Genomic DNA, 17,430 nt, shown 5'->3' with positions numbered 1-17,430 from the left:
CGTGTTGGACGTAGAAAGCGATGCAAACGCACGCCAATGCGCATTTAACAGGCAAATACTGCCCGTTTAAGTGACGCGTTTGGATGAAATCTGCAGTATCGTAGCCGCCACGTTTTATCAGATTTCACGTAGCGCGATCAAAAAAGCAGAGGATTTCTGGCCAATACCGGCAGGTAGCCGCCATAGAAAATCATGTCCGGTCATCATTACTGGAGCGGGAAATGGCAGAGCGCATACCGGCCGGCATGTTAACGGCAATTCATCAGCAGGCCGGAGCTGCCGGCCAAACCAGCGATTGATATCTTAAAGCCTGGCGGCGTTGGATGGTTTGAATGACAGGATGCATGATATGAGAGCTACGCCGCGCGGCGAGAACGGCATAGCCGGCAGGCGTTACTACATCAAGGGAAACGGCAATCATGTATTTACTGCAGTAAGTGAACAGGCGATCCGACATTTGGTGTTCAGAGATTATCTGCGCAAGCATCAGGGTGTTGCTCAGCAATATGCGGCAATCAAACGTCAGGCAGCAGAAGACAGCCGGCAAAACCCGGCGGCTTATGGCCGGTTGAAAAACGAATTTGTTCAGCGGCATGAGCAGCTGGCGCTGATATGGTTAACCGCATGAGAAAGCCCATGATCAGACCTGGACGGCAGAATCCACATATCATTACTTAGGTGCGCATAATGTATATTATGTTAAATAGAATTACTGGGTACGCACCGGGATTATCCTGCCCGTCCTTTCTCACCTCACCTTCAAGGCTTATCAGGCTGACATCCTTTTTTATGTTTAAGCCCATCTATCAACCCATCTCAGTTTAACCCTTAGTCGGCGTACCTTGATGAAAGCGCATCTGCCAACCCGCCTTTTCCGTCAGGAGCCAAATCGATGAGCGTTCGGTGCAACGAACGGCGCGGCCCTGCGCGTCATGCTGAAAACTTTTATACGTCAGCAACACGGCGCCTTCACTGATTTGCGCCAGCTTAAACCCTTCGGCGAAAATTGGCGGATAATCCGTTTCCATCTCCAGCGCCGCAACGGTTTGGCATTTGTCATAACGTAGGCCTGAACGACCAATTTCTTCAAAGTCTTCATGCAACAATGCCGCGACATGTTTCGGATCGCAGCGCGTTGTTGGCTGGTGCAGTTCAACCTCAAGCGCCTGAATTTGGCTAAGCCACTGTGTAAAATGGGTCAAAATGCCCTCCTTTTTTGATCGCGCTACGTGAAATCTGGCAAACTTCGGCAGTCAATCTACACCAGAATGACACTCGTGAAACCTGACTATTCCCAGGATTCCTTCTCATAGGGTTTTTGCCAGTTCTTTTCCGTGACGGGTACGAGTTCCCCGTTGAACGTATAGGTACAACAGCGGCATCTCACCGGCACATCTTCTGCGGTGAATGCCGGGTTCACTTTCTGCAGTATCCCGTGATCATCTATGCATAGTCCGCTGTAATAGCTCGACTCACCACAGCGGACATAGCTCTGCCAGTTTTTACGGTGCAGCGCCACCAGGTAAAAAATAGGCGCTTCTTTATCCAACCGACTTACCGCTTCGCTATGTACTTCATTCCAGGGTTGGCCCACTTTACTGAGCAGAAATTGAAATAGCGGCGTGTAATCCATGCCATGTTGTATCTGCCCATGCATACTTTCACGCAGTGGCAACTGCTCATCGTCTGCCTGTTTGCCATGGCGTTCCCAGCGGTACTTACCACCGCTGGCGATGGGCCCTCTGGATGTAACGCTTTCTCTTCTATAGAGTTTCTTCTTTCCATCTCGATGTGCTCTCATCAAGCCTCAATAGTGACATTGTCACACAAAAAGAAATCCTTACGCCGGTTTCCCAGCCAAATGCGACCGCCGAACCCGCAATTCCCCGTGCCGCCAAGCGCCGTCTGCCGTGGCGCGATTGTCGAGCAAGCGATTCAAGGCCTCTTCGACCAGCCGGTCAATACGTTGGCTGTAGCTGGTCAGCGCCCAGTTGGCTGAGCCGGCCTCGTCGATATCGTCGAAACCTACCACGGCCATGGCTGACGACGGTGCTACTTGCCTGAGCGCTTCGAGCGCCCCCAGTGCCAGCACGTCGTTCTCGCAGAACAGCGCTTCAACCCGCTCACTTTCCGGCGTTGCCTGCAGGTATTCACTCATCAGTTGGAAACCGCGCTGGCGATCGTAGTGGCCAGCGGTGAGCACCCGATCCAGCTGAAAACCGGCGGCCATCAGTTTGTCGCGGTAGCCTTCCATGCGCAGCAAATGGCTACTTTGCGTATCCGGCCCCTTCATGTAGCCAAAGCGCCGATGACCTTGCTCTATCAGCAGCGTGGCGATCTCTTCGCCAGCGCGGTAGCCGTCGATGTTCACCACATCAATGTGTTCACTTTCCGTATTGCGGCATACCTGCACCAGCGGGATCTGATGCAGATCTTGCGCAATCGCCGCCCACTCTTGGGTTAACACCGTCGCCAGGAACAGAATGCCATCGACCTGCAGCTGGTCGGCCATCGCCATTACCGCCCGGTAGTTTTCCCCGGCGGTGATGTTCAGCAGCAGCGCCATATAGCCGCGGGTTTGCAGCTGTTTGGTGACCATATCGAGCATCATCATCGAATGCGGGTTCTTCATCTCGTCGATGGCTACGCCTATGATGTGCGTGCGTTTTTGCGACAGGCTGCGCGCCAGCAGATTGGGTCGATAGCCCAGCTCGGCCGCCGCCGCCAGTACGCTTTCACGCGCGCTGTCTGAGATCGACGCGCCGGGCGTAAAAGCGCGCGATACCGTCCATTTGGAGACGCCGGCCTTTTCGGCGACGTCGCTGGCGGTGGCTTTGTGGTGTTTCGTCATGGTTGCGTCGATCTCTGCTTCGGTGAAGTCACACTATACCCTGCTCGCTCAGATCCCCTAAGCGCCTGCCGGTATACCTGCTGCGATTATGTCCCGTTTTTGCACCCGATTGCAATTTGTTATGCAACCGGGTGCAAAAGGTAAAGAGTTTGTGATCGTCCGCGCTGTTTTCACCTTTCCCCTGTTGACCAAATTTTCTTCATGGCCGACATTCACGGTGGCATTCAGAGACTCATCGCGGTTTTGTCTCCTGCTTTGCACCCGGTTGCAAAAGAACTGTTTTTACATAACACCTCTTTTCTCAACAGGATACCGTAATGAAAAAAACCAGACTGCTGTTGATGTTAGCCTGCTCGCTGTTTGTCGTGACCGCCCAGGCCAAGACCTACCAGGTCGGCGTGGCGCTGGCCAACTTCGATCTCAACTTCGTCTCCATCCTGCGCAGCCAAATGGCACGAGAACTGGCTGCGCAGCAGCTGCAAGGCCAGTTCGTCGATGCCAAGGGCGATGTTGCCCTGCAGGTGCAGCAGGTAGACGATCTGATTAATCAGGGCGTGGATGCCATTATCCTCAACCCGGTCGATACGCAAGGCGTCCAGCCGATGATAACGGCTGCCCAACGCGCCGCGATCCCCCTTATCTTCGTCAACCGCAAGCCCGAAGTGCCGCTTAGCGGCGCGACGGCCTACGTCGGCTCCGATTCGGCGCTCAGCGGCCGCCTGCAGATGGAGGCCCTGGCGAAAAAAATGAATTACCGCGGCAACGTGGCGATCCTGATGGGTGCCCTATCCAACGAAGAAACCCGCGAACGTACCCGTGCGGTAGAAGCGGTGATCGCCAAACACAAAGACCTGAAAGTGGTAGAGAAACAAACCGCCAAATGGCAACGCAATGAAGCGGTCGACGTGGTTTCCGGCTGGTTGCTGAACGGCGCGGCGATCGATGCGATCGCCGCCAACAACGATGAGATGGCCATCGGCGCGATCATGGCGCTGAAACAGGCCAAAAAGCGCGACGTGCTGGTTGCCGGTATCGATGGCACGCCCGACGGCCTGCAATTTATCAAAAATGGCGACCTGGCGGTGACCATTTTCCAGGATGCCAAAGCCCAGGCGATCGGCGCGGTGCAGGTGACCCGAGCGATGTTGGATCACGCCAAAACCGAGCCCTATAACTGGGTACCCTACGCCACCGTGACGCGAGAAAACTACCCGCAATTTGCACAGATGAATCAGAAATAAGCCGTTGCCACTCTCTTTTTCAACCCACTTTGCACCCGAGTGCAAAACCACAGTATCAGGAGTCAGCATGTTAAATGGTGAAAGAAGCATCCCTCGCCCGCTGCGTTGGGCGATGATCGGCGGCGGCCGCCTCAGCCAGGTGGGCTACAAACACCGTTCCGGCGCACTGCGCGACAACACCGCCTATCGGCTGGTTGCCGGCGCCTTTGATATCGACGCGGCGCGCGGACGTGAGTTTGGCGTCAATCTCGGCGTGCCCGCCGAACGCTGCTATGACAACTATCAACAGCTGCTGGAGCAAGAAGCTAACCGCGAAGATGGCGTTGAGGTGGTGACCATCGCCACCCCTAACGGCACCCACTATGAAATCACGCGCGCCGCGCTGAATGCCGGCCTGCATGTCATCTGCGAAAAGCCGCTGTTCTTCACCACGGCGGAGGCGAGAGAAATCAAGGCGCTGGCGGCGGAGAAAGGCCTTATCGTCGGCGTAACCTACGGCTTCTCCGGCCATCCGCTGCTGATGCAGATGCGCGCCATGATCGCAAACGGCGACATCGGCGAAATACGCATGGTCGAATTGCAGTACACCCACGGCTTCAATGCCAACGAAAGCGCGGACACGTTCGAGGCACAAAAGTGGCGCGTCGACCCGAAAATCGCCGGCCCCTCTTTTGTGCTGGGTGATATTTCCACCCACACCTTCTACATCTCGCAGCTGGTGATGCCCGACATGAAAATTGCCTCCCTGCTGTGCGATCGCCAAAGCTTTATCTCTTCCCGCGCTCCGTTGGAAGACAACGCCATGGTGCTCATGCACTACGAAAACGGCGCCGTCGGGCGCATGTGGGCCTCCGCCATCAACGCGGGCGCGATGGACAGCCAAAGCATCCGCGTGGTGGGCTCACGCGCCAGCCTGCAATGGAGCGATTCCACGCCCGGCGAATTGCGCTATGAGATCCAGGGGCGGCCCAGCCAAACGCTGCACCACGGCATGCCCTATCTGGACGACAGCGCGCTGGCCGAAGAGCGGCTCGGTGCGCTGCATACCGAAGGGCTGGCCGAATCCTGGGCCAATATCTACCTCAAGTTCGCCATCGCCATCAGCGCCAGTCAGCGCGGCGATCGGCAGACGCTGGCCGCGCTGATCTATCCGGATATCGATGCCGGATTGGAAGGCGTGCGCTGGATTGAAAACTGCGTTCGCTCCGCCGACAACGGCGCCACCTGGGTCAATTACCAATAAGGAAAGCACCATGAAACTTTCGTTCTGTACCGACAGCCTGGGCCATTTACCCTTCGAGCCGATGCTGGATCGGCTGCTGGAGCTGGGGGTGCGCGGCGTGGAAATGACCACCGGCGGTTGGTCCCCGGCGCCCCATCTGGATGCCGACGATCTGCTGGCCAACCCCGCCAAACGCCGGCAGCTGCAGCAGGCGCTGGCCAGCCGCGGCATGGAGATTGCCGCGCTCAATGTCTCCGGCAATCCGCTCGATCCGGGCGAGCTGGGGCAGCGCCATCTGCGCCAAACCGACAATACGCTGGAGCTGGCCGGCCTGTTGGGGGTGAAGAAGATCGTCATGATGAGCGGCCTACCGCCGGCCAGCCCGCATGACACCATCCCCAACTGGATCACCTATACCGTCAGTTGGCCGCCGACGGTGAAAAACTGTCTGGATTATCAATGGAATGAGGTGGCGATCCCCTATTGGCAGGCACTGGTCGCCCGAGCCAAAGCGTGCGGCGTTGAGCGCTTTGCGCTGGAAAACTTCAGCGCCATGCTGGTGTGGAACCCGGAAACGCTGTTCCGGCTGCGCGAGGCCGTTGGCCCGATGGTGGGCCTGAACCTCGATCCCAGCCATTTGATCTGGATGGGCGCGGATCCCATCGCGGTCGCTCGCGCCCTTGGTCCCGCCATTCACCATGTACACGGCAAAGACGTTCGCCTGGAACGCGGTGTCGTCGAAGTTAACGGACTGCTGGAAACCAAACCGATCGACGAGGTGGCCGGCCGCGCCTGGAACTATGTCGCCGTCGGCTGCGGCCGGGATCTGCAGTGGTGGAAGGAATTCTTCTCGGTGGTGCGCATGATGGGCTACAACGACTGGGTGTCGTTGGAAATGGAAGATTTGACCATGTCGGTCGATGCCGGCATCGTCTCTTCCGTTCAGGCGCTACAGCAGACGATCAGCCAATAACACCCTGCGCGGCGGCCACGGCCGCTGCGCAGAGTTCATCACGTTACGGGGTTATCGCCAACTTAATCACGCCATCGCGCTTTTCGGAGAACAGGTGGTAAGCCTCGGCAATATTCTCCAGTTGAAAACGATGCGTCACGAACGGCGTGAGATCCAAACCGCCATGCTGAATCACGTTCATCATTCTGCGCATCCGTTCCTTGCCGCCGGGGCACAGAGCCGACCGAATCGTATGATCGCCAAGACCATTGGCAAACGCCTCGACAGGCAATTGAATATCGTCGCTATAGACGCCAAGGCTGGACAATGTGCCACCGGGTTTTAAGACTCGCAGCGCCTGATTAAAGGTGGCCTGCGTCCCCAAACACTCGATGCTGGCATCCACGCCGCGCCCTGCCGTAATCTTGAATATTTCATCAATCACATCGGTTTCCTTGTAATTCAACAAGACGTTTGCCCCCATTTTTCCCGCCATCATCAGCTTTTCGGGAGAGCTGCTGATGGCAATAATCAGGCTGGCGCCCCGCAGGCGAGCCCCCGCGGTGGCACATAAGCCGATCGGGCCCTGGGCGAAAATGGCTACCGTATCGCCAATGTTAATGTTGGCATTTTCTGCCCCTTTGAAACCGGTAGACATCACATCCGGACACATTAGCACCTGTTCATCCGTCAGACCGTCGGGGATGAGCGCCAGATTAGCTTCCGCATCAGGCACCAAGACATATTCAGCCTGAGTGCCGTCGATAACGTTGCCGAAGCGCCAACCCGCCGTGGCTTTATAGCCATGGCAGCGGCATTCAGGTAAATAGGAACCGTCCTGCGCGGGAAAGCCGTCCTGACATGAATAGGAGGTAAAAGAGGGGCAAATAGCCCCAGCCAATGCCCGCTGCCCCTCTTGAAAGCCTTTAACATTGCTTCCCAACTTTTCAATAATGCCGACCGGCTCATGGCCAATGGTCAACCTACGCGGCACCGCATACTCTCCCTTGAGGATATGAATATCCGTGCCGCAGATTGTCGTCGTGGTTATTTTGAGCAAGGCATCGTTGGGGCCAGGGGAAGGAATAAGTTTTTCAATGAGTTCTATTCGCCCCTTTTCGATAAAGGCAGCGGCTTTCATCATGCGCATGGCGGAAGATCCTTTGGTTTCTGCCGAAGTGGCTACAGAAAAGAATAATCCAATCGGTCATTTTTTCCGATTTTACCGCCTTGGGAAATAATTAAACACGCCAGTAATCTTTATCGGTAAATAATATAAAAAATATAATTCAATAAAATAACATCCAATAAAATCTGCTTTGTCACGCTGCCGAAAAACACGGTCGATTTATATCGACAGACGCTGCATCATTTCTCTTTCCAAATACTCTACGCTCAGCGAAGATATACGTTATCTGATTGATAAGTCATGCAGGAAATGCCATGTCACGACTCACCCTCCTCCCGCTGAGCCTGGCACTTGCCGGCTGCGTGCCAATGCAGCCTGATGGCTGTGAAAAAGCCAGTGCGGTGAATGATTGCGTTTATGCCTGGCGTGCAGGCAGCGATGTTCCAACGGCAAAGCAACCGCCTAACTTGGGATGCGACGGACAAGTTTTTTATGAGCGGCCGCACTATTCCGCCTCTGCGAAGGCAGAAAAACGCGAAGGCGAAGTGAGCGCAACGTTTGATGTTGATGATAAGGGTAAAGCCAGAAATATCGTGCTGACGGGCACCCCAGAGTTCTATCGCGACACCAAAAGCGCCATCGCACGCAGCTGCTGGACACCGAGCCGTGTTCATGAAACGGCGTTGTTTACTTTTAAACTCTCTGGTGATGCGGACGCCAACCGATAAGCGAATCTCGGCCGGCGGTTCACTTCGGCGCGTAAATCTCTCTGAGCGTGGCGATCACTTTCGCCACGTTTGGGTTATCGATGCGGTAAAACAAGGTTTGCGCTTCGCGTCGGTACGTCACCAGACCTTCATTGCGCATTTTCGCCAGGTGCTGCGACAGCGCCGATTGGCTTAGCGGCACCAATTGTTGTAGCTCCCCCACGGCAATCTCATCGTGTTTCAATAGCAGGCAAAGCACCAGCAAGCGGTGTTCGTTGCCTATCGCTTTCAACAGCCTGGCGGCTTCAATCGCCCCTTCGATCAGAAAGGGATCTTGGCTAGCTTTTGCATTCATGGTCAATCACGGCCCCGTCATCATTCAGCCGCATTATAGCGGCTTTCAGACGCTGGCACAGCATTATATTAGCACCATTTAAATTAGATATTGCTAATTTACATAAATCTAATATAACCTTGTATTCATGCCAAGTGGCTCTCCCTGAGGCCGCAGGCCTTCCCCAACACAAGTGAGAATGCATTATGAATATGCCAACCCTGGTACTGCTGGCGTTTGCCGGCTGGACCTTATTGATTCTATTCGGCACCGTCGGCGTTTATCGCTGGTCCAGAATTTTAACCGGCCGTGCCACGGTGAGCGAATGGCAAGCGAACAAACCACAGGGCAGCGATAGCTACCAGCGCGCCATTGCGGCGCATCGCAACTGCATTGAAAATTTGCCGGTTTATACGGCCCTCGTCGTGGCGATAGCTGTATTTCAGGTGGAAAGCACGACGCTGAATGTCTTGTCTCTGGTGCTGCTCGGCGCGCGCATGGCGCAGAGTCTGGTTCACATCGGTTTCGAGCAGACGGAAAACGTCGCCACATGGCGTTTCGCTTTCTTTTTCACACAAATCGTCACGATGTTTTGGATGGGAATAGAGATCGTCGGGAGCCTGCCATGACGATCACGAACCTGGCAGAGCCCCATGAGGTGGCCCATTTCCTCTATGATGCGGATAAACCCAAGGGGCAGCGGGCCATCCTCTACTTTTCCGCCTCCTGGTGTCGCCCCTGCCAGAATATGCAGGGGATCGTTGAACAGCTGCACCGTCACGCCAACGAGATCGCCTTCGGCAGCATTGACGTCGCGCAGGCGCCGACGCTCGCCCCTGCATTCGGCATTAAATCCGTGCCCTCCCTCGCCCTGTTTGAGGATGCGTGCCTCGTTGCGATCATCGCGGGCGAGGTTCCCTTGCAACGGCTCTCTCACCGGGTGGCGGCGGCATTCGCCGGCGTTACAACATCCACTCAATAGGCAGCCAGCCGGCCACGGTAAGAACGATGCGTTTTACCCAGCCGGCGCCGGGTTCTTGCTGGTGCACCTCGGTATGGCCGTCTTCGAAGGCTTCTTTCCACACCATTTTGCCTTCGGGCGTCAATGCCGGCCGATAGGCGGCGTACTCGAGCGGGCCATCAAACAGTTGGCGGGTGTCGGCCGCCAGCGCCGGGCTGTCGATCAAGAATCCCATTTCGCAGTTCAGGTGCGCCGAGCGCGGATCGAAATTGAACGAGCCGATAAACACCCGCTTATCGTCGATGGCGAAGGTTTTGGCATGCAGCGCCGCGCCGGACAGCCCCAGCGGCTTGAGCTCCTTGCGCCCGGTCGGTTGACCGGCGCGCAGCTTCAGCTCGAACAGTTCGACGCCCGCCTGCAGCAGCTCACGTCGGTATTTGGCGTAGCCCGCATGCACCACCAGCACGTCGGTGGTGTTCATCGCGTTGGTCAGCACGCGAATGGATTTCCCCTGTTTGGCAAGCGATTCAAAGAAAGTCGCCCCTTCTCGCCCCGGCACGAAATAGGCGGAGACCAGATCCAATTGCCGGCTGACGCCGCCGATGATCTTACCCAGTTGCGTCACCATCAAACGATCGCGCGAAGCCTTGCCCAACCCTTTCGCCGGATCGTCGGCCACCAGCTCTACCTGGGTGAATTCCGGCTGTACGGCGCCATCGCGAAAGCGCACCGCGCTGGTTTCCAGCTGCACCGCCAGTTTACGGGCGCGCTCGCTGGTTTCGGTGGCGGCGGCCTGCGTCAGGAAGGCGGAAAGATCGCCTTTTCCCCGAATAATCTGCTCAACGCCGAACACCGAGGCGCTGTTCCAGTAGCGATCGAAGACCTCGGCGGTCTCCGCCACCACGTTGCCGACGCTCAACACGTCGAGATCGAGGAAATAGTTTTCGTCACCGACCTGAAAATACTCGTCGCCGATGTTGCGGCCGCCGATGATCGCCACGGCGCCGTCGACGATGTAGGACTTGTTATGCATGCGCCGGTTCATGCGCATAAAGTCGAAGGCGTAACCGGCCAGCTTCGGCGTACGTACGGTGGACGGATTGAACAGACGGATCTCGACGTTTTCCTGGGCGTTCAGCGCCGCCAGCGTCTCATCCATGGCGACGCCGTTATCGTCCAGCAGCAGCCGCACGCGCACCCCACGTTGGGCCGCGTCATACAGGGTTTTCAGCAGGATCTGCCCGGAGGTGTCGTTATGCCAGATGTAGTACTGAGCGTCGATAGACCTTTCCGCCATCCGCGCCAGCGCCAGGCGGCTGGCGAACGCATCGTGGCCGCTGACCAGCGGCACCACGCCGCTCAGGCCGGAATGTGCCGCCATCTGTTCGGCGGCCCGCGCCGGCAATAGCGCGGTAGGATCAGCCGGCAATGCCGCCTGCGGCAGACGCTGCGAAATATCCGGCAAACGAAAGATGACTCTTGCCGCAATAATGGCGATCGTCACGGCGATAATCAGATACACGACAATTTTTATCACGGGAGGCGGCCTCGGAGGTTGACTGCTTTGCTTTATACGTCATTAGGTTGCTTCAATCTATAGGAGAAGCGCGCTATGCGCGAGGTCCGCTTGGAAAACGAAAAATATCTTACGTTACTATCCAAATCATGCCAGTTGCGCCGTATTGCGCAACTGGCATATCTATCGGCTTTAATTTATTCCAGCTTAGGCATGATGCTTAAATGACGAACATCCATTTCTGTCAGCGCAACGCCATTCAACGGCGAAGCGCCATCGATATCCCTGACGGTACCAACCTCTGGCTTTAAAAGCCAAGGCGGCAGCCCTGCCAATGCCTGATGAAACGCCGGCAATCAGAACAGCTTTATATTCAGACATTTTTTTATCCTTCAGACGTGGAATGGCTTTCGGTTGGCAAGGTTGCCGTTGGGCTCTTTATCCGGAACCAGATAGCATACATAGCAGGCAGGAACACCAGCGTAATAATGGTTCCACCCAGTGTCCCGCCTATCAGGGTATAGGCCAGGGTTCCCCAGAATACCGAGTGGGTTAACGGGATAAAGGCCAGAATGGCCGCCATCGCCGTCAGCAGTACAGGCCTGGAGCGCTGTACCGTTGCCTCAATGACCGCATGATAGGGTTCAAGCCCTTCCTGCTCGTTGTGATGGATCTGCCCAATGAGGATCAGCGTGTTACGCATCAAGATCCCTGACAGGGCAATCAAACCAACCAGCGCATTGATACCAAAGGGCTGGTTGAAGAGCAGCAAGGTTGGAACCACACCGACCAGCCCCAGAGGTGCGGTCATAAAGACCATCACCATCGCCGACATCGAACGCACCTGAAGGATAATGATCAGCAATGTCATGGCTATCATGATAGGGAATAACGGCACCATCGCTTGGGTAGCTTTCCCTGACTCCTCAATAGAGCCTGCCTGTTCAACCCGGTATCCATTCGGAAGCGTTGTGATGATGGGCTGCAGTTGTTTAAAAATCGCAGTGGAAACATCAGGTGCCTGAAGGGATTCGGCAATATCGCCTCGCACGGTAATGGTTAGCATACGGTCACGACGTCGCAGGACCGGGTCTTCCATGCGCACTTCGACCTCGCCAACCTGCGATAACGGAATACGCTGCCCTGCAGAACCGACCAGGGTGAAACCCTCTATTTTCGCCGGATCAAGTCTGATATCGCCGGCAGCGCGTCCCACGACCTGCACCGAACGGATATCTTCGCGCACCGCGGTGATAGGAACACCCGAAAGCAAGAATTGAAGCTGCTGGGCCACGGCATTTGACGTCAGCCCCACGGCCTGCAGGCGGTCCTGATTCAGGGTGAAATGCAGTGTTGGCACGCGTGAGCCCCAATCCGTGTTGACCGTTCTCATCAGCGGGCTGGCCTGCATCAGCATTTTCACCTTGTCCGCGATGTCTCGTAATACCGTCGGATCAGGCCCTGTCACACGGAAGGCAACCGGATAGGGTGAGTAAGGGCCAAACACCAGTTGGGTCACGCGAACTCGCGCCTCAGGAGCCAGTCCATCAGCCGCAGCCTGGCGAAGACGGAACTTGAGCGCCTCACGGGCTCCCTCACTGTCCGTCAGGATAACAATTTTCGCAAAAGAGGGATCAGGTAGCTCGGGTGCCATGGCGAGATAAAAACGAGGTGCCCCTTGCCCGATATAAGCCGTCACGATTTTTGCTTCTTTCTGGTGCTTCAGCCAGTCCTCAATTTTCGTCACGGCGGCGCTGGTTCGTTCAATGGACGAGCCATACGGCATCTGGACGTCCACAAGGACCTCTGGCCGGTCAGACGTCGGGAAAAACTGTTTTTTCACCAGCGCCATGCCGAGAACAGCAACGGTGAATACCGCGACGACAGAAGCCGCGACCAGCCATTTTCGCGCGATGACCTGCGCCAGCAACTGACGAAAACGGTTGTAGCGGCGGGTGTTGTAGATAGCTGTGTGCCCCCCTTGAACCGTTTTGATATCCGGCAGCATTTTCACCCCAAGGTAAGGGGTGAACACCACTGCCACCACCCAGGAGGCAATCAATGCAATTCCCACAATCCAGAACATATTGCTGGTATATTCACCCGCCGTGGATTGTGCAAAACCGTTGGGCATAAAGCCAACGGCCGTCACCAGGGTGCCTGCCAGCATCGGCGCAGCAGTGTGGCTCCATGCATAGGCCGAGGCTTTGATTCGGTCGTACCCCTCCTCCATTTTCACCACCATCATTTCAATGGCAATGATGGCGTCATCCACCAACAACCCCAGGGCCAGGATGAGCGAGCCCAGGGTAATACGGTCGAAGTTTTTACCTGACGCCTCCATGACCACAAAGACGACAGCCAGCGTCAGGGGCACAGCAGCAGCGACCACCACACCCACACGCCAACCCATACTGAGAAAGCAGACCACCATCACGACCAGCAACGCGACGAAAAATTTGATCATGAACTCATCTACGGCGGAACTGATGTTAACTGACTGATCGGTGACTTTCACGAATGTCATGCCGAGTGGCATGTCCGCATTGATGCTGGCGGCTTCCTTATCCAGCGCTTTACCCAGCTCTAGACCATTCCAGCCCTCACGCATCACGATACCCAGCAGAAGTGCAGGTTCGCCCTGATTACGCACCATAAAGGTCGCCGGATCTTCGTAGCCACGCTCGACCGTCGCCACATCGGAAAGCTTCAGCGTCCTCCCTTGCACCACAACCGGCGTTTCACGAATTTTTTCCAGTGTGTCAAAAGCCCCATCCAGACGGATAAAAACCTGCGGCCCACGGGTATCTATCGAGCCCGCAGGTGTCAGCACGTTCTGGTTGTTCAGGGCTGCAAAGATATCCTGGGCAGAGACCCCCAGGGTTGCCAGACGGTCATGGGAAAATGAGACAAATATCCGCTCGGCCTGCTCACCGATAATATTGACTTTTTTTACCCCGGGAACATGTAATAAGCGCTGGCGTAATGACTCGGTATCGCGCACCAGTAGCCGCTGTGACTCGCCTTTTGCCTTCAGCGCAAAGAGCGCAAACGTGACATCCGAAAACTCATCGTTAACCATCGGCCCAGACACCCCTGCCGGCAAGTTTTTAGCCTCGTCGCTGAGTTTTTTGCGTGCCTGATAGAACGCTTCCTGGACCTCTGAGGGGGGAGTGCTGTCCAACAATGAGAGCATGGTAAAAGCCAGACCGGGACGCGTGTAGGTCTCTGTGCGGTCATACCACTTGAGCTCCTGGAGACGCTTCTCCAGCGGTTCGGCCACCTGATCCTGCATTTCCTTAGCCGTTGCTCCAGGCCAGGCGGAAATGATGGTCATCTGCTTGACCGTAAAAGGCGGGTCTTCTGCGCGCCCCAGCCCAAGGAACGAGAGAATACCGGCAACGGTGATCAACAGGATAAGAAACAGCGTAACGGAACGCTCGCGTACGGCGAGCGCGGAAAGATTGAAACGTCCGCGACTCATGGACGACTCCCGGCGACACGGATATCGCTCTGCTTCGCCAGCCGGACTGTCTCACCATCATGCAGTAGATGAGCGCCCAGCGCTACGACCTGTTCGCCAGGCTTAAGGCTGCCGGTTACGCTTGCTGCATCATCCCCGAGGCTCACGACCTGTACGGACCGCCAGGTCACTCTGGCGGGATTTCCTGAAATGCTCCAGACCCCCGGACCTTTACCCGCGTCAAAAACAGCCGCTAAAGGCACCTGCAGCAACGGCTGCGATGCTCTGCTCTGCGCAATATGGATGGTGACAGTGGCCCCCAGAGGGGCACCAGACAATAGACCGTCGAGCACGTACCTTGCTTCAAACGTGCGCGTCAGCGGATCGGCTGCATCAGAGAGTAACCGTAGCTTCGCGGAAACAGAGGGTGTATCGCTGCCGTACAGAGAGGCCTGTGCCACGCTTCCAATTACCGGGCGCAGCGTCTCAGGCAGTTGGACGACCGCTTCGCGTTGTCCAGCCCTCGCCAGCCTGATAACTGGCTGTCCGGCACTGACCACCTGACCTGGCTCGGCCAGCGTGTCCATCACCACTCCGTCGGCGTCAGCGACCAGGACTGCATAGCCCATGGCGTTTTGCGCCACATTCGCCTGCGCCTGGGCGGCACTGAGGTCAGCCCTGGCCGTCTCTGCGGCAGCCTTAACCTGATCGTAAGCGGATGCCGACACAGCACCTGTAGTGACCAGACCGCGATAACGCGATTCATCATCCGCTGTCTGTCGGGCTCGCGCTTTTGCTGCGGCGACTGCCTGCTGTTGAGCCTGAGCCTGTAGGCTCAGATCAACCGGATCCAGACGCATTAACGGCTGGCCACGTTTCACGGCCTGGCCGGTATCGACGAGACGTTCCAGGATTTTGCCTTGAACCCTGAAACCAAGGTCGCTCTGAATTCGTGCAACCACCACCCCCGTAAAAGCACGGGAAAAGTCGGTTGCATTGATCGCTGCGGCAGACCTGACCAGAGGTGGCAGACTGCGTGGATCGCGGTTATCGGAAGCCTCACCGCAGGCCACAAGGGCAAACGGCAACAGACAGACAGCAAAGGTGACAGGTTTAAGTCCGAGCATGGGTTCCCTTAATTAATTAACAGGACAGGAACCCATACTTATACTTGTGACCATTATTGTCAATGGTCACAAAGTCAGGGTGACAAACTTCTCAAGATCAGTGATGGCAGCAACACCGCCGCTGCTTGGACGGTGTCCAAATTATATTGCAGCTGAACCGGGCTGATATAGGGACGCATGACCATAAAAATCGCATCCGCCGCCTCATCCAGTGGCGTTTTTCTTTCGAACTCACCTGCCTGGCGCCCTTCAACAATGATCTGCTCGATTAGCTGCCGCAGGTGCTGCTCATGAGCTTGTGCTGAGGGCCATTTATCACGCACAGCAACAGCCGCAATATCGTGCAACTTACGGTCATGAAAAAATAAATCGCAGCCAGATTCTGACAATGCCTTGAATAACCGCCTTATTTTCTCTGCAGCTGTCGGCGCATCCGCAATCGCTGCGTGGACAATATCCCTTATGATCGCCAGCCGATTAGCGCAGATCACTTCTCCAATCGCCTGCTTGGAATCGAAAAATTTATAGATATAAGCTTTTGAAAAACCAATTGCTTTGGCGAGGTCGGAAACCGTTGTTTTTTCGTAGCCATAGTGACCGAAATGCTCAGTGGCCGCGTCAACGACCTGATCGCGGACACTGTGGTCGGAAGGTCCCCTGGAAGGGGTTTCATTCATCTGTTTAGTCATTTTCCCATCCTAGCTCAATGAAGCCCGGCTGACAACGAGTGACCAGTTGGTAATATAGTCACAATTCAAATTCGGTTCAAGGCTTCTTCCTGTTTGCCCTAAATACACTTGCACTCTGGCAGACTTTTCGCCGGATGATACAGCGCCCCCGGGCACTCCACTTAATCAACAAAACGGAACATCTCACCATGAATAATGACGTCATCATCATCGGCGGCAGCTTTGCCGGTCTCGCCGCAGCCCTGCTATCAATATGGTTAATGCCCGCGCGGACAGCCTCTCTGATACTCCCTCAGTCACCACGGCGCGATGGCGGGTATCTTCGCTCGGCAGTCGATGCTCACCTGAGTGCAAGCAACAACAATCTCCAAGCGGATCACTGCCATAAGGCTATAGCGTAAAGCGCGAAGGCGAAACGCCAAACAGTTTTTTGAACGCCACCGAATAGGCGCTGTGGCTCTCATAACCGCTTTCGAAGGCGGCGTGGATGATCGAGTTGCCCGCCAGCAGCAGCGGGATGGACGACAACAGCCGTAGACGCTGTTTCCACTGACCAAAGGTGATGCCGGTTTGTTGAGTGAAGTGACGCTGGAAGGTTTTCGCGCTGATCGACAATGAATCCGCCCAGATCTCAATGCCGCGATCGTCGGCCGGCGTGATGACCAACTGCCGGCAAATGTCAGCCATTCTCGCTTCCATCGGCCAAGGGAGATGCAGCGCCAGCTGCGGCTGCAGGCTCAGTTCCTCGAGGAACAATGATCTGAGCAACGCGTGGCGTTTGGTCTCCTCGCCCTCGGGCGCCAGCGTCGCCAATTGGGCGATCAGCTCGCGCAGCAGCGGCGACACCTGCAAGACGCCGTCGCGCAACGGCAACCGCGCGGCGGTGAATTCATCAACAAAAATCCCGTAAACGCAAATGTTGCTCTGCATGACCAGCTGATGTTCTACCCCCGGCCGCAGCCAGACTGCGGTGGTAGGCGGTACGATCCAGCGTCCGCAGCTCGCCTCGACCGCCATAACACCCTGTTGCGAATAGAGCAAATGGCAGCGTTTATGCGAGTGGTAAGGAATGACAAAGCCCGCCGGGTAGTGTTTCACCAGCCCCGTCACCTCGAACGCAGAGTTTTCGTGGCTGCTGAGGTCGATGCGTTTCGTTTCGGCGTTGTCGACGTCGAATCCCATGGTCGTTTGTCCCTTTTGATAACGCGAATGTCTTTTATTTGATAGAGAGGCCGCAT

Annotated in this window: 18 protein-coding genes; 7 read left to right on the top strand and 11 right to left on the bottom strand. The window is 56.0% G+C overall.

Annotated elements, in window-relative coordinates; translation table 11 throughout:
- The first annotated feature begins 349 nt into the window (after positions 1-349).
- On the top strand, positions 350-628 hold the full coding sequence (locus ACSJLU_RS12140; protein ID WP_439041084.1) for a GrpB family protein: 279 nt from the start codon (positions 350-352) through the stop codon (positions 626-628).
- Positions 629-821: 193 nt separating this feature from the next.
- Here ACSJLU_RS12140 and ACSJLU_RS12135 read toward each other — a convergent pair whose 3' ends face one another.
- The 3 genes from ACSJLU_RS12135 to ACSJLU_RS12125 all read right to left on the bottom strand — a co-directional run bounded on the left by ACSJLU_RS12135 (position 822) and on the right by ACSJLU_RS12125 (position 2,851).
- Complete coding sequence (locus ACSJLU_RS12135; protein WP_049295622.1) at positions 822-1,202, bottom strand: nuclear transport factor 2 family protein; 381 nt, start codon at positions 1,200-1,202, stop codon at positions 822-824.
- Positions 1,203-1,288: 86 nt separating this feature from the next.
- On the bottom strand, positions 1,289-1,801 hold the full coding sequence (locus tag ACSJLU_RS12130; RefSeq protein ID WP_049295621.1) for a hypothetical protein: 513 nt from the start codon (positions 1,799-1,801) through the stop codon (positions 1,289-1,291).
- A 39-nt stretch (positions 1,802-1,840) separates the two neighbouring features.
- Complete coding sequence (locus tag ACSJLU_RS12125) at positions 1,841-2,851, bottom strand: LacI family DNA-binding transcriptional regulator (protein ID WP_049295620.1); 1,011 nt, start codon at positions 2,849-2,851, stop codon at positions 1,841-1,843.
- A gap of 317 nt (positions 2,852-3,168) precedes the next feature.
- Here ACSJLU_RS12125 and ACSJLU_RS12120 point away from each other — a divergent pair, with 317 nt between their 5' ends.
- The 3 genes from ACSJLU_RS12120 to ACSJLU_RS12110 all read left to right on the top strand — a co-directional run bounded on the left by ACSJLU_RS12120 (position 3,169) and on the right by ACSJLU_RS12110 (position 6,287).
- Entirely contained in the window at positions 3,169-4,092 is a 924-nt protein-coding gene (locus tag ACSJLU_RS12120; protein ID WP_380827732.1) for a substrate-binding domain-containing protein, read from the top strand.
- Between the two features lie 67 nt (positions 4,093-4,159).
- The gene (locus ACSJLU_RS12115) at positions 4,160-5,335 is read left to right on the top strand and encodes a Gfo/Idh/MocA family protein (protein ID WP_197810917.1); all 1,176 of its coding nucleotides are present in this window, start codon (positions 4,160-4,162) and stop codon (positions 5,333-5,335) included.
- A gap of 10 nt (positions 5,336-5,345) precedes the next feature.
- Positions 5,346-6,287: a sugar phosphate isomerase/epimerase family protein gene (locus ACSJLU_RS12110; RefSeq protein WP_025302851.1), complete on the top strand. Its 942-nt coding sequence runs from the start codon at positions 5,346-5,348 to the stop codon at positions 6,285-6,287.
- A 43-nt stretch (positions 6,288-6,330) separates the two neighbouring features.
- On the opposite strand, the gene ACSJLU_RS12105 is transcribed toward ACSJLU_RS12110, so the two are convergent.
- Positions 6,331-7,416: an NAD(P)-dependent alcohol dehydrogenase gene (locus tag ACSJLU_RS12105; RefSeq protein ID WP_380827737.1), complete on the bottom strand. Its 1,086-nt coding sequence runs from the start codon at positions 7,414-7,416 to the stop codon at positions 6,331-6,333.
- A gap of 293 nt (positions 7,417-7,709) precedes the next feature.
- Here ACSJLU_RS12105 and ACSJLU_RS12100 point away from each other — a divergent pair, with 293 nt between their 5' ends.
- Positions 7,710-8,123 (top strand): energy transducer TonB, encoded by a 414-nt coding sequence (locus ACSJLU_RS12100; RefSeq protein WP_071826115.1) that lies wholly within the window; start codon positions 7,710-7,712, stop codon positions 8,121-8,123.
- Positions 8,124-8,142: 19 nt separating this feature from the next.
- On the opposite strand, the gene ACSJLU_RS12095 is transcribed toward ACSJLU_RS12100, so the two are convergent.
- Positions 8,143-8,457, bottom strand: a complete 315-nt coding sequence (locus tag ACSJLU_RS12095) for an ArsR/SmtB family transcription factor (RefSeq protein ID WP_049204041.1) — start codon at positions 8,455-8,457, stop codon at positions 8,143-8,145.
- A 185-nt stretch (positions 8,458-8,642) separates the two neighbouring features.
- Between ACSJLU_RS12095 and ACSJLU_RS12090 the strand changes: the two genes are divergently transcribed.
- Both ACSJLU_RS12090 and ACSJLU_RS12085 read left to right on the top strand, forming a co-directional pair.
- Positions 8,643-9,065, top strand: a complete 423-nt coding sequence (locus tag ACSJLU_RS12090) for an MAPEG family protein (protein WP_025302848.1) — start codon at positions 8,643-8,645, stop codon at positions 9,063-9,065.
- On the top strand, positions 9,062-9,418 hold the full coding sequence (locus tag ACSJLU_RS12085) for a thioredoxin family protein (RefSeq protein ID WP_049207596.1): 357 nt from the start codon (positions 9,062-9,064) through the stop codon (positions 9,416-9,418). Before ACSJLU_RS12090 ends, ACSJLU_RS12085 begins: the two co-directional genes overlap by 4 nt.
- Here the strand turns inward: ACSJLU_RS12085 and ACSJLU_RS12080 are convergent.
- The 6 genes from ACSJLU_RS12080 to ACSJLU_RS12055 all read right to left on the bottom strand — a co-directional run bounded on the left by ACSJLU_RS12080 (position 9,399) and on the right by ACSJLU_RS12055 (position 17,374).
- The gene (locus ACSJLU_RS12080; protein ID WP_192974066.1) at positions 9,399-10,934 is read right to left on the bottom strand and encodes a phospholipase D family protein; all 1,536 of its coding nucleotides are present in this window, start codon (positions 10,932-10,934) and stop codon (positions 9,399-9,401) included. The genes ACSJLU_RS12085 and ACSJLU_RS12080 overlap by 20 nt on opposite strands.
- A gap of 186 nt (positions 10,935-11,120) precedes the next feature.
- Positions 11,121-11,294 (bottom strand): hypothetical protein, encoded by a 174-nt coding sequence (locus ACSJLU_RS12075; RefSeq protein ID WP_154649133.1) that lies wholly within the window; start codon positions 11,292-11,294, stop codon positions 11,121-11,123.
- Between the two features lie 4 nt (positions 11,295-11,298).
- Positions 11,299-14,397 carry an efflux RND transporter permease subunit gene (locus tag ACSJLU_RS12070; protein ID WP_380827745.1) on the bottom strand — a complete coding sequence of 1,033 codons (3,099 nt, stop codon included), beginning with the start codon at positions 14,395-14,397 and terminating at the stop codon, positions 11,299-11,301.
- Positions 14,394-15,503, bottom strand: coding sequence for an efflux RND transporter periplasmic adaptor subunit (locus tag ACSJLU_RS12065; RefSeq protein WP_380827748.1), 1,110 nt, complete (start codon positions 15,501-15,503; stop codon positions 14,394-14,396). The genes ACSJLU_RS12070 and ACSJLU_RS12065 overlap by 4 nt, the downstream gene beginning before the upstream one ends.
- A 74-nt stretch (positions 15,504-15,577) precedes the next feature.
- Positions 15,578-16,192 carry a TetR/AcrR family transcriptional regulator gene (locus ACSJLU_RS12060; RefSeq protein WP_089180905.1) on the bottom strand — a complete coding sequence of 205 codons (615 nt, stop codon included), beginning with the start codon at positions 16,190-16,192 and terminating at the stop codon, positions 15,578-15,580.
- 390 nt (positions 16,193-16,582) lie between these two features.
- The gene (locus tag ACSJLU_RS12055; RefSeq protein WP_049207608.1) at positions 16,583-17,374 is read right to left on the bottom strand and encodes an AraC family transcriptional regulator; all 792 of its coding nucleotides are present in this window, start codon (positions 17,372-17,374) and stop codon (positions 16,583-16,585) included.
- Positions 17,375-17,430: the final 56 nt, after the last annotated feature.

It is taken from the genome of Serratia bockelmannii (assembly GCF_051803255.1).
GTDB lineage: Bacteria > Pseudomonadota > Gammaproteobacteria > Enterobacterales > Enterobacteriaceae > Serratia > Serratia bockelmannii.
This window is presented reverse-complemented; position numbering and strand designations above follow the sequence as displayed.